At 32.5% G+C, this 22872-nt stretch carries 16 protein-coding genes; 10 read left to right on the forward strand and 6 right to left on the reverse strand.

Annotated elements, in window-relative coordinates; genetic code table 11:
• Positions 1-153: 153 nt before the first annotated feature.
• Positions 154-1605, reverse strand: a complete 1452-nt coding sequence (locus KA856_RS02140) for a SulP family inorganic anion transporter (protein WP_119535428.1) — start codon at positions 1603-1605, stop codon at positions 154-156.
• Between the two features lie 234 nt (positions 1606-1839).
• Between KA856_RS02140 and KA856_RS02145 the strand changes: the two genes are divergently transcribed.
• The 3 genes from KA856_RS02145 to KA856_RS02155 all read left to right on the forward strand — a co-directional run bounded on the left by KA856_RS02145 (position 1840) and on the right by KA856_RS02155 (position 5500).
• A complete protein-coding gene (locus KA856_RS02145) occupies positions 1840-2601 on the forward strand; it encodes an ABC transporter ATP-binding protein (protein WP_107384336.1) in 762 nt (253 codons plus the stop codon).
• Positions 2591-4477 (forward strand): FtsX-like permease family protein, encoded by a 1887-nt coding sequence (locus tag KA856_RS02150; protein WP_107386267.1) that lies wholly within the window; start codon positions 2591-2593, stop codon positions 4475-4477. Before KA856_RS02145 ends, KA856_RS02150 begins: the two co-directional genes overlap by 11 nt.
• A gap of 153 nt (positions 4478-4630) precedes the next feature.
• Positions 4631-5500, forward strand: a complete 870-nt coding sequence (locus KA856_RS02155; RefSeq protein ID WP_107386268.1) for an SDR family oxidoreductase — start codon at positions 4631-4633, stop codon at positions 5498-5500.
• A gap of 483 nt (positions 5501-5983) precedes the next feature.
• Here KA856_RS02155 and KA856_RS02160 read toward each other — a convergent pair whose 3' ends face one another.
• Both KA856_RS02160 and KA856_RS02165 read right to left on the reverse strand, forming a co-directional pair.
• Positions 5984-6190 carry a hypothetical protein gene (locus tag KA856_RS02160; protein ID WP_019469992.1) on the reverse strand — a complete coding sequence of 69 codons (207 nt, stop codon included), beginning with the start codon at positions 6188-6190 and terminating at the stop codon, positions 5984-5986.
• A gap of 139 nt (positions 6191-6329) precedes the next feature.
• Positions 6330-7751 (reverse strand): SLC13 family permease, encoded by a 1422-nt coding sequence (locus tag KA856_RS02165; protein WP_107386269.1) that lies wholly within the window; start codon positions 7749-7751, stop codon positions 6330-6332.
• A gap of 153 nt (positions 7752-7904) precedes the next feature.
• On the opposite strand from KA856_RS02165, the gene KA856_RS02170 reads away from it, so the two are divergent.
• The 3 genes from KA856_RS02170 (at position 7905) to KA856_RS02180 (ending at position 11152) form a co-directional block, all read left to right on the forward strand.
• Positions 7905-9098: a DUF819 family protein gene (locus KA856_RS02170; protein ID WP_210138486.1), complete on the forward strand. Its 1194-nt coding sequence runs from the start codon at positions 7905-7907 to the stop codon at positions 9096-9098.
• Between the two features lie 83 nt (positions 9099-9181).
• Positions 9182-9745, forward strand: coding sequence for a sugar O-acetyltransferase (locus KA856_RS02175; RefSeq protein ID WP_107384332.1), 564 nt, complete (start codon positions 9182-9184; stop codon positions 9743-9745).
• Between the two features lie 390 nt (positions 9746-10135).
• Entirely contained in the window at positions 10136-11152 is a 1017-nt protein-coding gene (locus KA856_RS02180) for a PTS sugar transporter subunit IIC (RefSeq protein WP_019469996.1), read from the forward strand.
• Positions 11153-11344: 192 nt separating this feature from the next.
• On the opposite strand, the gene KA856_RS02185 is transcribed toward KA856_RS02180, so the two are convergent.
• On the reverse strand, positions 11345-12130 hold the full coding sequence (locus KA856_RS02185; RefSeq protein WP_107384331.1) for a putative hydro-lyase: 786 nt from the start codon (positions 12128-12130) through the stop codon (positions 11345-11347).
• A 225-nt stretch (positions 12131-12355) separates the two neighbouring features.
• Entirely contained in the window at positions 12356-14047 is a 1692-nt protein-coding gene (locus KA856_RS02190; RefSeq protein WP_107384330.1) for a BCCT family transporter, read from the reverse strand.
• A gap of 172 nt (positions 14048-14219) precedes the next feature.
• Between KA856_RS02190 and KA856_RS02195 the strand changes: the two genes are divergently transcribed.
• Together KA856_RS02195 and pruA are read left to right on the forward strand one after the other, a co-directional pair.
• The gene (locus KA856_RS02195) at positions 14220-14657 is read left to right on the forward strand and encodes a DUF4064 domain-containing protein (protein ID WP_107504760.1); all 438 of its coding nucleotides are present in this window, start codon (positions 14220-14222) and stop codon (positions 14655-14657) included.
• Between the two features lie 335 nt (positions 14658-14992).
• Positions 14993-16537: an L-glutamate gamma-semialdehyde dehydrogenase gene (gene pruA / locus KA856_RS02200; protein WP_019470000.1), complete on the forward strand. Its 1545-nt coding sequence runs from the start codon at positions 14993-14995 to the stop codon at positions 16535-16537.
• A gap of 248 nt (positions 16538-16785) precedes the next feature.
• On the opposite strand, the gene KA856_RS02205 is transcribed toward pruA, so the two are convergent.
• Entirely contained in the window at positions 16786-17340 is a 555-nt protein-coding gene (locus KA856_RS02205; protein WP_107384328.1) for a TetR/AcrR family transcriptional regulator, read from the reverse strand.
• Positions 17341-17488: 148 nt separating this feature from the next.
• Between KA856_RS02205 and KA856_RS02210 the strand changes: the two genes are divergently transcribed.
• A complete protein-coding gene (locus tag KA856_RS02210; RefSeq protein ID WP_119517630.1) occupies positions 17489-20026 on the forward strand; it encodes an MMPL family transporter in 2538 nt (845 codons plus the stop codon).
• Positions 20027-20332: 306 nt separating this feature from the next.
• Positions 20333-22615 carry a transcriptional regulator AryK gene (gene aryK / locus KA856_RS02215; RefSeq protein WP_210129323.1) on the forward strand — a complete coding sequence of 761 codons (2283 nt, stop codon included), beginning with the start codon at positions 20333-20335 and terminating at the stop codon, positions 22613-22615.
• Positions 22616-22872 lie beyond the last annotated feature (257 nt).

A 22872-nucleotide genomic window follows, 5' to 3' on the forward strand; every position in this document is an offset into this window, starting at 1 on the left:
TCATAGATTTATAATGAATCGTTATTTGTATGTCATCTGTTAAATTTAATATACCCCCTGTAGGTATAAAAGTCAATGTGTTTGTTTGGAATAAAATAAGCTAACATCAGTATGTATGTAACAAGTGATGTTAGCTTATGATTTAAATCAAAGTTATATTAGATGCTGCTGATTAACTTTGCTGAGTTCAGAAACAATTTTACGGCTGTCTTTATTAAGATGTTGTACATAAATCATATTGTTTTTCTTTTTATAATTTTCTATCAAGGTATCTACTGCATTAACAGCTGAATCATCCCATAAATGTGCTTGGCTAAAATCGAGATAAATTGTTTTATCGCTTATTTCTAAATCTAATTGGTTCATTAAGGAATCGATAGATACAAAGAAAATTTGACCTTCAATTTTATAATAGATGTGATGATCGCGTTCCTCATATTGAACAGAGACATTGGATATCTTTGTAGCAAAACATAATGCACTGACAATAACGCCAACGATGACGCCGAGTGCTAGGTTACTTGTGAACAATACGATAACTACCGTTAGCATCATCACAAATGCATCAGAACGTGGGGCTTTTTGTATAAATTTAAACGATTGCCAATTAAATGTACCTACAGAAACCATCACCATAATGCCGGCCAAAATTGGCATTGGAATTTCAACAACCCAGTCACCAAAGACCATAATCAAGATGATTAAAAACACACCCGCTGTAAATGTGGAAAGACGTGTGGTTGCACCTGAACGCACATTAATAACCGATTGCCCAATCATAGCACAACCACCCATTGCACCGAAAAAGCCTGTGATAAAGTTTGCGATACCTTGTCCACGAGCTTCTTGGTTTTTGTTACTATAACTATCAGTCGCTTGATCGACGATGCGTGACGTTAATAAACTTTCTACAAGACCTACAATTGCCATTGATATGGAATATGGAAATATAATTTTAAAAGTTTCCATGTTAAATGGTACATCGGGGATTAATAAATGCGGTAAACTTTTTTTGATTTCGCCTAAATCTCCAACTGTTTTAACATCTACACCAGTAACTAAATAGACGATCGTTAATACGATGATAGCAATTAATGGTGCAGGTATACGATTGAACACACGAGGTAATAAATAAATAATTAATAATGTGATGATTACAAATAAATATGTAGGTAATGAAATACCAAAGATATGTTTAAGTTGTGTCATAAATATCATTATAGCTAGTGCATTCACAAACCCAATCATCACAGAGTTTGGAATGAATTTCATCAGTCTACCTATTTTTAATAGACCAAAGATGATTTGAATGATGCCCATTAAAATGGTTGCAGCAAGTAAATATTGTATACCATGATCGCGTACTAATGGCACAATGACTAAAGCGACAGCACCTGTAGCGGCGGATATCATTGCGGGTCTACCTCCAACAAATGAAATGACGACAGCGATGATAAATGATGCATATAAACTGACCATTGGATCTACCCCTGCAATAATAGAGAATGAAATTGCTTCAGGAATTAATGCAAGTGCCACAACAATGCCTGCTAATATATTTGTTCCTGGTGCGGTGAGCCATTCTCTCTTTAATTTATTTAGCATAATTTGTGCTCCTTTATTAAAAGTCAATTTTAATAGTATAGCACATAGCATAAAAAAAGTTTATAGTACTTTATGACAAAAAAATTCAAAAATTATAATTTATTACGAAATAAAAATGTGACAGTTTTGTTATTTGAAATTATGTATTTGTTAGTAAAATCAAACGAGGAAATTAAATAAATTCGCTATGATAAAAATATAAATAAAAGTAAAGTGATTGAAGGAGTGTAATACATGTCTATTCTAAAAGTTGAAGGATTAACGAAAAATTATGGCAATAAACATAGAAAGCAAGAAGTACTAAAAGGTATAGATTTTACAATTGAAAAAGGTGAATTTGTAACAATCATGGGACCATCAGGTTCTGGTAAAACGACATTACTTAATGTGATCAGTTCCATTGATTATATAACGAGTGGTACAGTGGAAATTAATGGTCATCAAATTAATAAAATGAGTAATAAAGCATTAGCAGACTTCCGTAAAAAAGAAATAGGTTTTATTTTCCAAAATTATAGTGTACTTAATACATTAACTGTTAAAGAAAATATTATGTTACCACTATCTATTCAAAAATTATCTAAACAAGAAAAAGAACAAAATTATGACGAAGTTACTCAAGCATTAGGTATTAGTGAATTGGGTCATAAATATCCAAATGAAATATCTGGAGGACAACAACAACGTACTGCTGCAGCAAGAGCTTCAGTACATAAACCAGCTATTATTTTTGCGGATGAACCAACAGGTGCGTTAGATTCAAAAAGTGCACAAGATCTATTGAACCGTTTGGAAGAGTTAAACCAAAAAACAAATGCTACTATCGTTATGGTCACACACGATCCCGTTGCAGCAAGTTATTCAAATCGTGTCATCATGCTGAAAGATGGGGATATACATTCTGAAATATACCAAGGTGAGGATAGCAATCAAGCATTTTATAAAAATATCATTCACATGCAAACTGCCTTAGGTGGTGTGACAAATGAATTTTAATCAAATCGTCATCAAGAATTTAAGGAAAAATATTAGACATTATGCCATGTATTTATTTTCCTTAATTGTCAGTATCGTTTTATACTTTAGTTTTGTAACTTTAAAATACACTGACAGTATTAATAATGAACAATCATTAAAGACAATTCAAAAAGGTTCAGAAATTGGGGCAGTATTTTTATTCTTTATTATTGTTATATTTTTAATGTATGCGAATCAACTTTTTATTAAACGTAGAACAAGTGAATTTGCACTGTATCAATTGATTGGTTTAACAAGAAATAACATCATGAGAATGTTAGTCATTGAGCAAGCGATGATGCTGTTATTAACGAGTGTGATTGGCATGCTTATAGGTATATTTGGTTCGAAATTACTGTTGATGATTGTGCTCAAAGTATTAGACATTAATATGAGCGTATCATTAGCGTTTCAATTGCCAGCTGTAATGCAAACATTGATGCTTATTGTTGTGTCATTTATACTCATACTAATACAAAGTTTTATATTTTTACGTAAACGCAGTATTTTAATGATGATGAATGACAATGCACGCACGGAAGCAACCAAGTCTCAAATTACTGTGATGGAAATTATCTTTGGTGTATTAGGTATTGTGATGATTGGTGTTGGCTATTATATCTCTACAGAAATGTTTGGGAAGTTCATCAATATGATCGTCTATTCGCCATTTATCATTTTATTGTTAACGGTATTAGGTGCATATTTATTTTTCCGCAGTTCTGTTTCACTTATATTTAAAACGTTAAAACGTTCAAAAAGAGGTAACGTGTCAATCACTGATGTAGTGTTTACATCATCTATCATGCATAGAATGAAGAAAAATGCCTTATCATTAACTATTATTGCAACTATTTCAGCAGTAACCGTAACAGTATTATGCTTTGGTGCGATTAGTAAATCAACGATGGATGAAAATACAAAGTTAATGGCACCCCATGATTTAAATTTTACAGATAGTAAACAAGCAAAACAATTTGAAAGTAAATTAAAACAAGCAGATATAGATGTGACAAAAGATTATAAAGAAGTAGTGCGTGGTGACATATTAAAAGATCAAGTATTTCAAAAATCCAATATGGGGCGCATGGATAGCTTATTTGTAACGAGTAACCAATACTTTAACGATAAAGCAGTGACTGGAAATAAAGCGAAATTGATTAATTTAGCAGCCGGTAATGGAATAGTAAAATATGACTTAAATAAAGAGATTCAGTTGAAGAATAGCGATAAAGAAACATTTAAGGTAATTGGTGATAGTAGCAAAGCGACATTTATGAGTGAAATAAGTTATGGCGGTCCCGTATTACTCGTGAGCTCTGACAAATATGAGGAAATTAAACAGGGCAGTAATAAGACAAATAAGCAATATGGTTATGATTTGAAACATCATACGGATTTGACTAAAGCAACGAAAATTGCACAATCGATTGAACCAAGCATCCAATCACAAGGTATGATAAAACAAGAAATGAACGAGAGTGTCGGTATTTTATTATTTGTAACTTCATTTTTAGGTTTAGCATTTTTAGTGGCAGCAGGATGTATCATCTATATTAAACAAATGGACGAAACTGAAGATGAAATACCGAGTTTTCGTATTTTAAGAAAAATTGGTTATACGCATCAAGATATGTTGAAAGGACTAGGCTTAAAAGTTATTTTCAACTTTGGCTTACCTTTAGTTGTATCACTGATGCATGCATATTTTGCAGCAAAAGCTTTTATGGGACTCTATAATGCAACGAGTATGACACCTGTTTATATTGTCATGATTGTATATTCAATTGTGTATTGTATATTTGCAATTATGTCTTTTATACATTCAAGTCGAATAGTAAAACACTCAATTTAAACAATATAAAATTTAATAAATCATTTTAAATAAAATGCTGTGGATTAAGTTATGAACATATGACGTTATTCACAGCATTTTTTAAATATGTTTGTTGTTGTCTATTTGTGGTATGTAGTACACGATAGAATTATTACACATGGGGGTATAATGATGAATTTATCAGAATTTCATAAGCAAATTAAAGGATATACACAAAATAAACAACCAGGTATCCAAAAAGATATGGATCCACAACCTATAACGGAAATGGAAGGATATAAAAGTGGTGGCAAATTAACAGGTAAAGTTGCTCTAATTACTGGTGGTGATTCTGGTATTGGACGTTCTGTAGCGATGTTATTTGCAAAAGAAGGGGCGAACGTTGCCATTGGTTACTATGATGAACATGAGGATGCTCAAAAAGTAGTGGATGATTTGAGAGAGATAGGCGTGAAAGCTAAAGCTTATGCACATGATTTAAAGGTAGTATCAGAATCTCAAAAATTAATTGATCAAGTGGTTAAAGATTTTGATGGCTTAAATATTTTAGTGAATAATGGTGGTGTGCAATTTCCGCAAGATAGTTTTCAAGAAATTACGCCAGAGCAAGTGAAAGAAACGTTTGAAACTAATATTTTTGGCATGATGTTTTTATCTCAAGCAGCAGCGCCTCATTTAAAAAACGGTGATGCCATTATCAATACTACTAGTGTTACCGCTTATAGAGGATCAGCGCATCTCATAGATTATTCAGCAACTAAAGGGGCAATCGTTGCGTTTACGAGATCATTAGCGACGAGTCTGATAGAACAAGGCGTACGCGTAAATGCTGTTGCACCTGGCCCTATATATACACCTTTAATACCTGCTACATTTTCAGATGAAAAAGTAGCACATCAAGGTGGAGAAACACCTATGGGTCGTCGTGGACAACCTGCAGAACTTGCACCATCATACGTATTTTTAGCGTCTTATGCAGATAGTTCTTACATTACAGGACAAGTCATTCATGTAAATGGTGGTGATTATATTACTTCTTAAGCATAGTTGGCATCTTAGCTATGATGGTTTAACGTAATAATATATTTTTCTATAACATTGATTGCAAAGCTTACACCATTAAATTAGTGATGCATGTATGACGTTCTCTCTTTTAACAAAATTGAAAATATGTAATTAGACATTATCATTTGATATTCCATAAAGATATACACTTTGATAGTGCTTTCTAGTTATTTTAATAAAAAACACTTTCATATAAATTCATTTAATAACATGAATTTAATGAAAGTGTTTCGTTATATTTTATAGTGATTGTAAAACCATATGAAAAATGAAAGTAGTTTTGCAATATGTGTAAAGTCTTTTAAAGTTGAGCGTGAATTGTTCATATGATATTTAACATAGAATGTTTTGATCTAGCCATGTTTTGAAAGTTGATAGACTACATGAGCAGATAAATCTAAAAGGCATTCCTTTTATTTATAACTAAGGTATCAAGTTTGATGCATACGTTCTAAACTGCTAAAAGAAATCTGAAGGAATGAAGTCATCGACATTTATATTTTTCAAAGAGTCAAAGTTAACATTTTCAATATTTTGTAGTATTTCTCCTTCTTTAAATTGTTGATAATAATTTGTAGTTTCTGCTACGATATCGTGATCTTGAAATGTTTTTACAACACCTAATATCAAGAGGACAGCTATTGCACCTTTGATGATTGTTTTCATAAGTAATGACTCCTTTTAATGATGATACATATATTATATATGAAAATTCAGAATGTGACATGCGTCCATAGTATTTATATATCATCGTACCTTAGTTGTATACGACGTACTTATGAAAATATATAATCATCGACTGTAATTAGAGACCAAAAGCAATCGGTAACCAGAAATAAACAAATAATGATATGACAATAATAGTGAATAAATTTAATATAAATCCAGCTTTTACCATATCTTTCATTTCTAATTCATCAGAACTGAATACAGCTGCATTTGGTGGTGTTGAAATGGGCAACATGAAAGCGCAAGTCGAAGATACTGCAACGATACCCATAATTATGAAAGGGTCTTGGCTGATAGCTGCAGCAAAACCAATACTGATTGGCATTAACATATTTGATACAGCCGTATTAGACATCACTTCAGTAAGGAATAAGATCCCAGTTGTAAGCACGATAACAATTAAAATGAGGGGTAAAGGTTTTACAACCCCCAGCATACCTCCAAACCATTTTGTTAGACCAGAGTCTTCAAAAGCAGCAGCTAATGAAAGCCCTCCACCAAACAATAGTAAAATCCCCCAAGGGAGCTTGCTCATATCATCCCAAATAAGTAATCCACCTTTGTGAGACTTAGCAGGAATTAAAAATAAGAGCACTGCGCCTGTCATTGAAATAATGGTATCAGATAAGTGGAGACTAGCTGGAAGAAGACTACCACTGATCCATAAGACACTGACAAATAGAAATACAACACCGGTTAATTTTTCTTCTAAACTCATGGGTCCTAAATCACGTAATGCTTTTTTGGCAAAGTCAGAAGAAATTTTATCTGCATCTTCAATTTTAAAGAGCCATTTTGTCATTAACAAGTATAATATGATAAGCAATATAATTGTTAAAGGTAAAGCAAAAATCATCCATTGTGCAAAAGAAACTGTTCTATTTAAGCTTGAAGCAGCGATTGCTGCAAACACTGCATTTGGTACTGAACCAATTAAAGTTGCGAGACCACCAATAGAAGCGGAATAAGCGACTGTAAGTAATAATGCTTTACTGAATTTATGTGCTGACTCTGGTTTTAAAAATTGTGCGCTTTGAATTTCATGTATTAAAGCTAATGCAATAGGTAGCATCATTAAAGCTGTTGCAGCATTAGAAATCCACATCGATATAAATGCTGTTGCAATCATGGTACCTAAAATAATACGATTGCTATTAGATCCCATCATAGCGATAATCGTCATTGCAATACGTTTATGTAAGTCCCATTTTTCAATTGCCAAAGCAATGATGAAACCACCCATATACATAAAGACTATCGGATCAGCATAAGCGCTTGCAGCCACTTGCTCATCTGTTCCACCACTTAAAGGTAATAGAATGAGTGGAATGAGCGACGTTGCTGGAATAGGAATCGCTTCTGTAATCCACCATGTGGCAACAAATAGTGTTACAGCAAGTACAGCCCTAGGAGCGTCATCTAGACCAGTAAGTCCAGGAATAAAATAAAATATCAAGAAAAGCAACGGTCCTAGGATCAAACCAATTTTTTGTTTCATAAAAAATCCCCCTTGTTTGTACCCTTGCATTAGTTAGAATATCAATTTGGAAAAGTAATGACAATTTATTTTTCAGAAAATTGTAAAAAAAGAGTGGTTTATTGTTAGAATAAGTTTAAACTTGTGCATTTGAGATATAAAGGGAGTGATTTTATGATATTGGGTACACTGGTAGGTAAAGATGATACATGGGTATTGTGGGCAATTATTATAGTGTGGGCAACAGTAAGTATCTTTTTAGAACAACGCTATCAATGGGCAAGTACGATATCAGGGGCGATTATTGCACTGGTAGGCGCGATGATACTTTCTAACTTTAAAGTTATACCGACGAGTGCGCCAGTTTATGATACGGTGTGGGATTATATTGTTCCTTTATCTATACCATTACTACTTTTTAGTGCGAATATATTAAAAATTTGGAAAGAAAGTCGACGATTGTTGTTTATTTTTTTAATTGCATCAGTAGGGACCATGATTGGAACAACTGTAGCTTTTATCATATTAAATCATTCAGTACCTTATTTATCTAAAATAGGTGCAATGATGACTGGAAGCTACATTGGTGGTGGCGTAAATTTTGCTGCTTTGAGTTCCAAATTAAAAACACCTGGAGAAATGGTTTCATCCACAGTTGTCGCAGATAATAGTGTAATGGCATTATATTTTCTGCTATTAATTGCGATTCCATCGATACCGTTTATTAAAAAACACTTTAATACACATTATAAAAGTGATCATTCACCAGCATCGCAAGCATCATTTTGGCAACCTAAAAAAATTCAATTATTAGATATTGCATTTTCAATCGCTGCAGCGATCGCAATTGTTGCAATCAGTTTTAAACTTTCTGAATTCATACAACAAGTCGTACCTCAAAGTAATTTGGTCTTAACTATACTTGTGTCATTTTTTGGAGATTTCTATCTTTTGCTTACAACTTTAACGCTTGTCATTGTTGCCATTTGGGGAGATTTCTTTGAAAAATTAGCAGGTGCTTCTGAAATTGGAACATTTTTAATTTATATTTTCTTTGTTGTCATAGGTACACCGGCTTCATTTGTTACGATTGTTAAAACGGCACCGCTGTTATTTATCTTTGTAATGATTATTTTAATATTTAACTTAGGGATAAGCTTGTTGTTAGGCAAGTTGTTAAAATTCAATATAGAAGAGATATTATTAGCAAGTAATGCAACCGCTGGAGGGCCCACTACTGCAGCATTAGCGATAGGTAAAGGTTGGACTGATTTAGTCGGACCTATATTAATTGTAGGCACATTAGGTTATGTGATTGGTAATTATGCTGGAACGTTAATGTACCAATGGCTTTCTTATATCGCTTAGTGAAAAGGCATTTATTTAGAAATATCACGACGAGATGATATAGTTAATCTGATAAATTAGTGAAGACGAGTGAGGGATGAAATTTGAGTGAAAAAGAAAAAATGTTAGCTGGACAATGGTATGATGCAAACTATGATGCAAATTTGGACAAAGAAAGAAATATAGCAAAAGATTTATGCTTTGAATTAAACCAAACTAAACCCAGTAATAAAGAGAGACGCCAAACAATTTTGAAAGCATTGTTACATGCTGAACCACATCACTTAGAATTATTAAGTCCATTTTATGTTGATTATGGTTATAACCTTTTTTTAGGTGAGCAGGTGTTTATTAATCATGACTGTTATTTCATGGATGGTGGTAAAATCTTCGTGGGCAATCATGTATTTATTGGACCGAAATGTGGTTTTTACACTGCGATACATCCCTTAGACTATCAAGTTAGAAACCAAGGATTGGAACAAGCGCTACCAATACATATAGGAGATAATGTTTGGATTGGCGCAAATGTTATAGTTTTACCTGGAGTTACAATTGGTAATGGCACAGTTATTGGCGCTGGAAGTATTGTATCTAAAGATATTCCAGAGAATGTAGTTGCAATAGGTTCACCGGCAAAACCAATAAAAACGATTGATAACAACTAAGCGACTTTATGAGCTTAAATTATATATTGAACTTTTTTAATAGGAGTTAGTAACATGAATCAACGTTTGCAACGGATGATGTTACTGCTCCTTTTTATTTGCTTCAAGATAAATAAAATACTATTGTGTGAAATTTTAAAACAAATTAAATTTGTTTTAAAAAATGTTCCGCGGAGCTTAAATAGAAAATAATAAAATTGTTCGGAATATAATGAAAATTTGTGTTAGAATGTATAAATATGGAAATTGAAAAGTTTATATTTTGTTAATTACAAATAATTTAATATTTATTTGTTGCAAGTAGCTTTAGCATCCATATATAGAAAGGATTGAACTATTTATTTCACAAGTTTAAAGAGTGAGTAGTTCAAAGAAAGAGGAGAATTATTCATGGACATTTTAATAGGAACCTTGTTTTTAATCGTTGTTTTAGTGTTATTTACATTATTTACATATCGTGCTCCTAATGGCATGCGTGCGATGGGAGCATTAGCCAATGCAGCGATAGCAACATTTTTAGTAGAAGCTTTTCATAAATATGTTGGCGGAGATCTATTTGGCATTAAATTTTTAGGAGATCTTGGTGATGCTGCTGGTGGACTAGGCGGCGTGGCAGCTGCTGGTTTAGTTGCTTTAGCAATAGGTGTTTCACCTGTTTATGCTTTGGTTATTGCAGCGGCTTGTGGTGGTTTAGATTTAATACCAGGGTTTGTTGCTGGTTATGCAATTGGTTATTTAATGAAGTTTGCAGAACATAAAGTGCCAGACGGCATAGATTTAATAGTAGGCATTTTGATTATAGCGCCACTAGCAAGGTTAGTAGCTACTGTAATCACGCCATTAGTAAATAATTCATTATTGAAAATTGGAGACATTATCCAAAGTTCCACAGAAATTAACCCGATTATTATGGGGCTTATACTTGGTGGCGTCATTACAGTAGTTGGGACAGCACCATTAAGTTCCATGGCGTTGACTGCATTATTAGGTTTAACCGGAATGCCAATGGCAATTGCGGCAATGGTTTCATTTGCGTCATCTTTCATTAATGGTACGATGTTTAATAAACTAAAACTTGGAGATCGCAAATCTAGAATTGCGGTTTGTATTGAACCATTATCACAAGCAGATGTTGTATCTGCAAATCCAGTGCCCGTTTATACTGCCAACTTTATTGGGGGAGCTTTAGCAGGTGCGGTTATAGCAACATCTGGTATGATTAATGATGCTACAGGTACAGCTACACCGCTCGCAGGTTTCCTTGTTATGTTCGGTTTCAATAACCCGATAAAAATCATTATATATGGTGCTATTGTAGGTATTATAGGTTTAATCGTAGGTTATGTTTGTTCTGTTTGGTTTAAAAATTATCCAGTCGTTTCGAAAGAAGAGATAGAAGCACGATAATACTGAGTAATAGATAAACGATATGAAAGATCAATTTAAAACCATCGTATGTATTTTACACTTAACATAAAGTCAATTATATAAATGAAAAAGTAGCAAAATGGCATCCATCAATATTAAATGGATGCCATTTTGCTGTGTTTTTATTTTTATAACATTAAAAATATGTGTTTAAACAAGTTCAAGTTTATATTAATTACTTAGCTGACTATCTGGGACATCAGTGATAAACATATGTCCAGGTGCATGTGTAATCATCAATTCTGGCTTAGCATCTAACGCAACAGATTGTGGAGTAACTCCACAGCCCCAAAATACAGGGACTTCATTTTCTTTAATCGTGACAGGCTCGCCAAAATCAGGGTTTGTTATGTTTTCGATGCCAATTTCTGATGGATTACCTATATGAATTGGCGTACCGTGAACATTTTTAAAATGGGTTGTAATTTCTGTTGCTTTTATAGCTTGTTGCATGGTCATCGGCCTCATACTTACAGTGATATTTCCTGAGAAATGACCACTTGATGCGGCTGGAATATTTGTTATATACATTGGAACATTGTGCTCTTCTTCAATGTGACGAATTGGTAAACCAGCATCCAACAAAGCATGCTCAAAAGTAAAACTGCAGCCAATCAAAAAACTCACCATGTCATCATTAAATAAATGAGCTATGTCAGTAGGAGACTCCACTAATTCTCCATAACGGTATACTTTATATTGTGCTACTTCATTTGTGATGTTAGCATCTTTACCATAAGTAGGAAAAGAAGTTGATCCTATTTCTGATACATCTAAAAGCGGACATGTCTTAGGATTTCTAAAACAGAATTTTAAAAAATCATATGCATAGGCAGAGGGTAATATGACTACATTGGCTTGGACATAACCTTTAGCCATTCCACTTGTATGACCAGTGAGTTCACCTTTACTTATCATTTTTCTTAAAGTACTCGGGTGTTGGTTTTGTAAATTCATTATGTGTTCATCCCCTTAAATTAGCTTCTTAGATATATTTTAGCAAAAATCAACATATAAGTAGTACAAATTGTTCGGAATATTTAGAAAAAATAAAAACAGACGTAGTATTGAAATCGAAATATCGTTAATTTCAATACTACGCCGCTATCCAGTTGAGATTTTTTAAACACGTATAAACATTAATGATTGAGCTAGTTTGATAATTTCGAACAACATGGTCAATTAATCATCTTTGTCTTTGGTATCTGCATCATGGTTTTTATTTTTCGCAGCATTGTGATTTGATTCATTTTCTTCTACTGAAGCATCAGCATCAGTTTCTAAATCATTTGTTTCACGTTCTTCTAACGGTATAGAATAATCTTTATCATCATTGATGTAAGTCATTTTAAAGTGTTCAGTTGGTTCTCTTCTTAATGCGCGCATTAAAGAAAAAATCATGAGTAATAAAATAATTGAGAATGGTAGACCTGTAACAACAGATGCAGTTTGTAAACTTGTCAAACCGCCTGCAATTGTCATAGAAACAGATATAGCACCAATTAATATCCCCCAAATAATTTTATGTTTGATTTTAGGGTTGGCGATCCCACCAGTTGCCATACCTGCAACAATATGTGTGGTAGAATCAGCGCTCGTGATGATAAATATAAAGATGAGTGCAATTGCTAATGCACTTGTGATGTCAGCGATAGGAAACTTGGATAATAATTCAAAAAGTGCAACAGTATAATCCTTGTCGACAATGTTTGCAATGTTGTCGTTGCCATTTAATGCTATTTTCACTGCTGTACCACCAAATCCAGCTATCCAAGTAAACGAAATTAAAGGTGGGATAATTAATACACCAACGACGAATTCTCTAATCGTTCTTCCACGAGATACCCGAGCTACGAAACCTCCTATAAATGGCGACCATGAAATAACCCATGCCCAATAGAAAACAGTCCATTGTTGTATCCAGCTATTATCGCCAGTATAAGGGCTGATACGTAAACTATATTCAATAAAATGACGTAAATAATCACCTATTGCTAATGTATAAGATTCTAAAATAAATTTAAAATCACCAAAAATAAACATGAAGATAAGTAATATTGCACCTAAGCCAATATTGATATTACTTAACCATTTTACCCCTCTATTTAAGCCAGTAATTGCTGACGTTAAAAAGATACCTACCATTAAAATAGTGATTGATATTTTAGTGACATTATTGTTAGGGACATTAAAGACATGTTGAAGACCTCCACTAATTTGCATAATACCTAAGCCAATAGATGTGGCTATCCCCATTACTGTAGCTATGATTGCTAATACATCTATTATATTTCTATATGGTCGTTTATAAGATTCACCAAATACAGGTTCCATTGCGGTTGAAATAAGACCATCACGTTTTTTTCTAAATTGGAAGTACGCCACTGTTAAACCGGCAATTGCGAAGATAGACCATTGAGAAATACCCCAATGGAAAAAAGTATAGCCCATAGCAACACGAGCGGATTCTGCAGAGGCGTCAGGCGTTTTACCAGGAAATGGCGAATGTAAATAATGGGTTAATGGTTCTGCTACACCCCAAAATACAATGCCGACACCCAAACCTGCAGAAAAGAGCATTCCAATCCAAGACATCATAGAAAATTCAGGCTCTTCATTATCGTCACCCAATTTAAAACGACCGTAACGTGAAATGGCTAAAGCAATTAAAAATATATCTAAAATAAAAATAATTACTAAAAATAGCCACCCAAAACTATTTGCTATATAATCGTAGACTTGTTGTGCATGACTCCCAAAATTTTTAGGGAAAATACCTGCTATTAATGTGATAAGTACAATAATTGCAACAGATATCATATAAACAAGATTTCTATGTTTTTTCTTTCTGGCGTGTGCATTCTTGTCATTCATAATAGTATTAAATCATCCCTTTGTTTTAATTTATATTAAGAAATTACCCTAATGCAATGACACTATTCATTGAAAATTCTGATAAAAATTATTATATTGATTAAGTTGCATGATTCATATTTTTATGGGTATAGAAAATATGAAAATTTATAAATTGCTAAGGAGGTTGCATATGAAACGTACTTTAGAAAAAGTACTAGTTTGGCTAGGAATTTTCATACAATTTGTACTAATTTTTTTAATGGCTATTGCTGCACCATTTTTAAATGATCGAAGTTTTAAGCGTTCATTAATGGACTCTTTTGAAAATCAAGAAGCTATTAGCAATAATTTAACTCAAACAGAAACTTCACAATTGTTAGATCATATAAGCCAATTATTTATTGTTGCTTTAGGTTTAGTTATTGTTACGACAATCTTAGCATTAATTTTTGTATTATTAATTAATAAAATACCAAAAACAGTAGGTGTGATATTTATATTACTTGCTATTGTCAGTGTGTTTACATTAAATATTATTACGGCTTTGTTATGGTTAATTGCAGGTATTATACTGTTAGTTAAAAAACCACATAAACATAATAAAAGAAAAAAAGTACATAAAAATTAAATATTGTTCGTTGTCATGATAAAAATGGTCATTTAACAATGAATTAGATGAACTTAGAAACAATTTTAAATCGTCATCATATGAATCATACACTTTCTTTAAGTTCATAATTATATGTATAAAGAAGTTAAAGAAAGTGTTCTTTTAAAGTAATTTGAGCAATATTGAAAAAAGAGAAGTAAAATCGTTAAAAAGATAGATATAAAATGCGATTTATTTTTACAAAAGTTTTTGTAAGCGATTGCATTTGTTGTGTGATACCTATACAATAAAAATAAGAATGGAAGTTTTCCATTTTAGTTTTCTATTTACAAACTTACATGGGGGTAGAAAAAATGGTTGTCAACTATACAAATGAACCAGGCATTGACTTTACTGATAATAGCAATGTCGAATCATTCAAAGAAGCATTAAAGAAAGTTAAAGGTGAATTAAATCAAAAACTTCCGTTAGTGATTAATGGGGAGAAAATTTTTACTAAGGATACATTTCAATCTATCAATCCTGCAAACACTTCTGAAGTTATTGCTGAAGTATCAAAAGCTACAACAAAAGAAGTAGATAAAGCTTTTGATGCGGCTAATGAAGCTTATAAATCTTGGAAACGATGGACACACAGAGATCGTGCCGAATTTTTAATTAGAGTTGCAGCAATTATTAGACGACGCAAAGAAGAAATATCGGCAGTGATGGTGTATGAAGCTGGTAAACCATGGGACGAAGCAGTTGGTGACGCAGCTGAAGGTATTGATTTCATCGAATATTATGCTAGATCAATGATGGAACTCGCAGATGGTAAACCAGTATTAGATAGAGAAGGAGAACACAATCAATATTTTTATAAACCAATTGGTACTGGGGTAACAATCCCACCATGGAACTTCCCATTTGCAATTATGGCGGGTACTACTTTAGCACCAGTTGTTGCTGGTAATACAGTTCTTTTAAAACCTGCAGAAGATACGCCGTTAACAGCGTATAAATTAATGGAAGTATTAGAAGAAGCAGGTTTACCAAAAGGTGTTGTGAACTTTGTTCCTGGTGATCCAAAAGAAATTGGCGACTATCTTGTTGATAGTGTGCACACGCACTTTGTGACGTTTACAGGTTCACGTGCGACAGGTACACGCATCTTTGAAAGAGCTGCAAAAGTTCAAGAAGGACAACAATTTTTAAAACGTGTTATCGCTGAGATGGGCGGTAAAGATGCGATTGTAGTTGATAAAGATATAGATACAGACTTGGCAGCTGAATCGATTGTTTCATCAGCGTTTGGCTTCTCAGGTCAAAAATGTTCTGCTTGTTCACGCGCAATCGTCCATAAAGATGTATATGATGAAGTTTTAGAAAAAGCTGTTAAACTTACACAAGATTTAACTTTAGGAAATACAGAAAACAACACATACATGGGACCAGTTATAAATCAAAAACAATTTGATAAAATTAAAAATTATATCGAAATTGGTAAAAAAGAAGGTAAGTTAGAACAAGGTGGTGGTACTGATGGTGCTACAGGTTACTTTGTTGAACCTACAATTTTCTCTGGTCTTAAATCAAGCGATCAAATCATGCAAGAAGAAATATTTGGACCTGTTGTTGGTTTTGTAAAAGGAAAAGATTTTAATGAGTTATTAGAAATTGCTAATGACACAGATTATGGATTAACAGGCGCAGTTATTACGAATAACCGTGAAAACTGGATTGAAGCTGTTAAAGAATATGACGTTGGTAACTTATATCTAAATCGTGGTTGTACTGCAGCAGTCGTTGGCTACCATCCTTTCGGTGGCTTTAAAATGTCTGGTACAGATGCAAAAACAGGTAGCCCAGACTATCTATTGCACTTCTTAGAACAAAAAGTTGTTTCAGAAATGTTTTAATTATAAAAAATGACTAGGAAATCATCCTAGTATCAAAAAGCCCGTAAATGAATTTTCTGAAATTCATTTACGGGCTTTTTATATATCATATTGCCTACTTACCATATTTAAGGAACTGCACGGTAAGCAAGTTTAGTTTGCTTAGAATTACTTTGTAATACTCACTTTTCATACTATTGTATTAAATACTTACTAAAAATTAAATTAACGTTGATGCAATTCGTCAAAATTATTGATGTGCTAATTTTTTATTCATCATTAACTTGAATATTAATCATTTTATGAAAAAGTGCATCAATGGCTTGAGGTGACATATTGTTACTATGTTCACGCATCCATTCCATAAAACCATATAAAGTAGCACCGTAAACATAAAATACTAAATCTATTGGAACGCTTTGGTCAACCGTTATCCGATGTTCGTTTGCTTTAATATCATTTTGTAGTATACGAATAAAATGATTCTGAACCGTACGTTCAAATTCTTTATCATCTTCTTGTTTATGCTTTATTTTACTAAAATCGTCAATGTGTGTGACGGATTGATCCAAGCTAGTAAAAGGGTTGTTGATACGTTCTTTAATATCTGTTGAAAAGTAATCTTTGGTTAAGTAGGTCATTAAATAAATAAGTAAATCATATTTATCATAAAAATGCTTATAAAAAGTTGTGCGATGAACCAACGCTTCATTGCAAATTTGATTTACTGAAATAGTTGAAAATGCATATTTTTCTAATAATGCATATAAGCTTTGAGATAGTGCCCGCTTTGTTTTGATTACACGCAAATCTTTTTCATTCATTCTACAATTCTCCTAATCTGTAGTTTAAGTATACGGAATTGCATATTTAGTTCTTTTTTAAATAGGGTAAATCATTATAAGATGTCAATAGAAATAATCTACAGTATATGTATAAACTATAACGTTGTTTAATTAAGGAGGCAATAGTTTGGCAAAATTTTTATACAAATTAGGTTCATTTGTTGCAAAGCACAAATGGTGGAGTGTAGTTGCTTGGGTGATTATTCTTGCAGCAATTATTATACCGCTTACAATAAGTTCGCCTAAATTTGATAATGATATAACAATGAATGGCTTACAGTCATTAGATACGAATGACAAAATAGAAGACGAATTTGGACAAGATAGTGAGAAAGCTCAAATTAGAGTAGTCTTTAAAAGTGATTCAGATAATGGCATAGTGAAGCAAGATATGACTAAAGATATCAAAGATACATTGAAAGATATTAAGGATGATGATGAAGATATTAAAAATATCTCAGATCCTTATGACAATAAACAAATCAGTGAGGACAAATCTACAGCAATCGCTGATATTAATTATGATGTGTCTGCAACGTCATTAAAAGAAAATTCAAAAGATAAAGTGAAAGATCAAGTTGAAAAATTAGAAGATGATCATAACGTACAAGTGGAACTAATGGGTACAGGTATGGAATCTACTGAAGTTGGTGGTTCTTCTGAATTAATCGGAATTATTGTAGCATTTGTTGTACTTCTAATTACGTTTGGTTCGTTTATCGCAGCAGGTATGCCGATTATTAGTGCTTTACTTGGTTTAGGTACTGGCGTAGGCATCATATCATTATTAACCTATGCATTTGATATTCCAAATGTGACTTTAACATTAGCAGTCATGATTGGTTTAGCGGTAGGTATTGATTATGCACTATTTATTTTATTTAGATATCGGCAAATTGTTAAAAGTGAGCCCAATCACATTAAGGCAATAGGTTTAGCAGTAGGTACTGCAGGCAGTGCAGTTATCTTTGCTGGTGTTACAGTTATTATTGCCGTTTGTGGCTTGTCACTTGTTGGTATAGATTTCTTAGCCGTGATGGGCTTTGCTTCTGCAATTAGTGTATTTGTCGCAGTGATTAGTGCATTAACTTTATTACCAGCATTGATCAGTATTTTCCATAAACAAATTCATCCTAAACAAACAAAAACAGAGTTTGCAGGAGATGTAGATACGAAATGGTCTAAATTCGTAGTTGGTAAACCACTTGCAGCAGTACTGATTGGACTTATTATTTTAGTCGTAGCTGCTATACCGATTAATGATATGCGTCTAGGTATACCAGATGATGGTATGAAACCAGCGGATACGACTCAGAAAAAGGCCTATGATATTGTATCTGATAAATTTGGAGAAGGATATAATGGTCAAATTGCAATGCTTGTAAATGTGAAAGATCAAAATGATAATCCTGAAGCGTTGCAAAAAGATTTACAAAGTTTGAGTAAAGATATTAATGATATGGATAATGTGAAGATGGTTGCACCGCCACAATTGAGCAAAAGTAAAGATTATGCATTAGTAGCGGTAATTCCTGATAAAGGTCCAAATGCTAAATCTACTAATGATTTAGTTCATGATTTAAGAGATTATAATGATGATGCTAGAGACAAATATAATTTCAAAACCGAAGTATCTGGACAAAGTGTAATTAATATAGATATGTCGCAAAAACTAAATGAAGCTATTCCATTATTTGCTGGCGTTATCGTAGCATTAGCGTTCGTACTATTAATGGTTGTCTTCCGTTCTATCATTATTCCACTAAAAGCAGTTCTAGGTTTCGTACTTTCTTTAGTGGCAACATTAGGCTTTACTACTTTAGTAATGCAAGAAGGATTTATGTCTGAGCTATTTGGCGTAGATACAACGGGACCATTACTAGCATTCTTACCGGTTATTACAATTGGCTTGCTCTTTGGTCTGGCGATGGATTACGAAGTATTCCTTATGTCCCGTATTCATGAAGAGTATAGTAAAACAGGTAATAATGAACACGCGATAAAAGTAGGTATTAAAGAAAGTGGTCCAGTCGTTGTTGCTGCAGCACTTATTATGTTTAGTGTGTTTATTGCATTCGTCTTCCAAGATGATGTGATGATTAAATCTATGGGATTATCACTTGCCTTTGGTATATTGTTTGATGCATTTATCGTACGTTTATTATTGATTCCTGCATTAACACAATTATTTGGCAAAGCATCTTGGTATATGCCAGCATGGTTAAATCGAATATTACCACATGTAGATATTGAAGGGCATGCTCTACAGGGCGAGATGCCGGCATCTAATTATGCACATATCAATCAGTCTGCAGGTAATGATAGCTATGATCGTACATTTAGCATCCGCAAACAACAAAACGCATATAATGAAGAAAATAATACAATATCTGTGGATCAAAAAACGAAAATGCTATATAACGAAATTGCACAACAAACAACGCAACGCGCATTTTTATATGAAGCTTTAAAATCATATAAAAAAGATTTAACACAGTCGCAAAATGAAAGTGATATATCACCGGCCATTTCAACTCGTGTTGATAACAAAAACGAAAATTCGCTTGGTAGTGAAGATGATGAAATTGTTAAGCTACTAGCGCAACAAAGTGAAAATATTCGTCATTTGAATGAATTAATTGAAAAAACAATTAATAAAAAATAAAAGTTTTAGTATGTAACACACATATTTAAAGCAAAAGACTAATCCGTACAACTGCGGATTAGTCTTAGACTGTCGACAAAGTCTCCGACTTTGTTGGCAGTTTTTTTATGCACGCTTTCCGCGGGCACTACCTTAGACTGTAGTCTTCGGCTAATGCTATTCCCGCAGGAGTCGGCATAAATCACTGACAATATTATAATATATTTGGAGACGTGCTCCTTTATGTCTAAATAACGACAAATTAAAAAACAAAATAGCAAATACACATTTATTTTATTAAAATATATTTTAATAAAGAGGTGTGCTATGGAAAAAATTTATAATATCGAATTTAATCACAACAATAATTCAGTGTTTAATTTTAATGATGGTGTACGTATCGTTCTCGTGTTAAAAAATAAGTTGAAATTCGTCAGTGGGACTAGTATTCATAAATTTCAAGCAGGCGATGTTTTTATTATCAATCATAGAGAGCGCTATCGACTTATAGAAGAGGAAGATACCTTATATACCGCCATTCATTTGAAAGAATCGTATTTAAAGCAATATATTAGTGATTACAATGACAAAATATATATTTTAAATCCACAGACATTGCAAAAAGTTATATACCAACAAATTCTGAATGTTGTGGCTAAGATAGGTATCGTCTATATTCGAAAAGGGAAGTTTTATAGATTATATATGGAACAACTGTTAATTGACTTAATGTTTATGATTGTAAGATATTTGCCAGCTTATGAAAATATAAATCATGAACATGATGTTAATGATCACCGCTTAGATTTTGTATGTAAATATATTGAAAGAAATTTCACCAAACCAATCACGTTAAGTGAGGTGGCTGAGAAGGTGCATTTAAGTCACACATATTTGTCAAAGTTATTTACAAAACATATGGGAATTGGTTTCAATCATTATGTTAATCATATTAGAATTGAACATTGTAAAAACGACTTAGTACAAACAAATGATGCTATTACTCACATTGCCTTGAAAAATGGTTTTAGTAACTCTAATATGCTGCTGAAATATTTTAAATTAGACACCAAATTAACGCCTTCGCAATATAGAAAAAGGTATCAGGTTGGAGATATTGTGGACACTGCCAAAACAACAATTGAATCGGAAAACTATCAAATGTATCTATACTATTTAAATACTTATATCCAACAAACGCTTGGTACTATGATTCAATCTCCTTATAATCAAAAAGTCATTGATATTACGCTGAATTACAATCAAACACACGATTTGTCAGATTATGATCATGTGATTCAAATAGGTAGCCTTGATACATTACTTTTTCAAAGATACAGAAAACAACTGATAGAAGTACAACAATTTTTAGGTTTGGGCCATGTGCTTATCAAAGATCCTATTTTAAAAGGCTATATTGAAAATAAAGTTATTGAAAGTGATGAACTTATTCCTACTATACATCCATATATGAAAGTAGATGAATGCTTAAGTTTTTTATTTGAACATCACATTGGTTTAGGAATTGAAATCGATCCTCCAACATTAACATCACAATTTGTACAATATACAAACGAATTAAGATTTTTATTAGAGCATATTTATAATACAGTGCCGAATAGAAAACAATTTAAATTAGTCATTTACTTGAAGGGTAAAAAAGCCAATGTACTATTAAAAATAATAAGGTTATTTAAAGAATATTTTGAGCATACTCAGATTATACTTAATACGGACATCACTGATGTCAATGAATTGGCAACTGCTAAACAAATTTTGGATAAATCAAGTGAAAATATTAATAGTATAGCGTTTAGTGCAAATCAAAATGATATTATCAATTTCAATTCAATTGAAAGTAAACAGTATGATTTAGCTAAACGACATATCATAGAACAGTACAATAAGATTACTGATGTGTTCAATATAAAGGGGAAAGATGTTTCGGTTGTGTTGCTTAATTGGAACACATTAACAGGTAATACAAGTCTTACAAATGGTGAATATTTTAGAGCAGGTATCATTTTTGAACAGTTGATTGATATAAATCCTCAAATACAAGCAATTGGCTACTGGCTTAATCATGAATTACACCATCAATATAATTCAAATGAGATTACCTCCGAATTAAATGGTATTGATTTATATCATCAATTTGATGGGAAAAGGCCTGCATTTTTTACAAGTATGTTTTTTAAAAAGTTATTTAACCAAGTGCTTTTTAAAAACGAAGACTGCATGGTTGTATGGCAGAGGGACCATTTTCAAATCGTAGTGTGGGATGCAGAACATTATAATCCGTATTATACAACAAATGAACAAACAGATTATTTAAGTCATAAAGAGTACCAACTCAATATATCAAATGCCACCACTGGCTCGTATAAAATAAAGCATTTAACATTAGATAGAAATAATGGTGCACTTTATCAAGTTTGGCAGCAGTACAATACACAACATGGCATGGATACAGAGACAATCAATTATGTTAACAGAATCTCTTACCCTAAGTTAGATGTCAGCGAAGTGGATGTCGTAGATACGATTTCTTATCATTTGAAATTACAAACCAATGCAATACAAATGATTGAATTTAAAAAATACTTTTAATTGTAGTTGTAGAGTGACATAAAAATTGATATATCGCTGTGTCGTATGTTTGGCGATAAAATAATCAGCTTATTCATTTGCAGTTTGGTACAAAATGACAAAAATAATATAGTTCATTTTTGTCATTTAAAACTACAATTGTTATTTAGAAAATAATCGATACTAAAAACCACAATTATTATATATTTTAACAAAATATATCCTACTACTATATTTTATAGAGAGGATAGCAAGTATCATTTATTGAAAATGTCGAT

Source organism: Staphylococcus sp. GDB9P120P (genome assembly GCF_017893435.1).
GTDB classification, from domain to species: Bacteria; Bacillota; Bacilli; order Staphylococcales; family Staphylococcaceae; genus Staphylococcus; species Staphylococcus cohnii.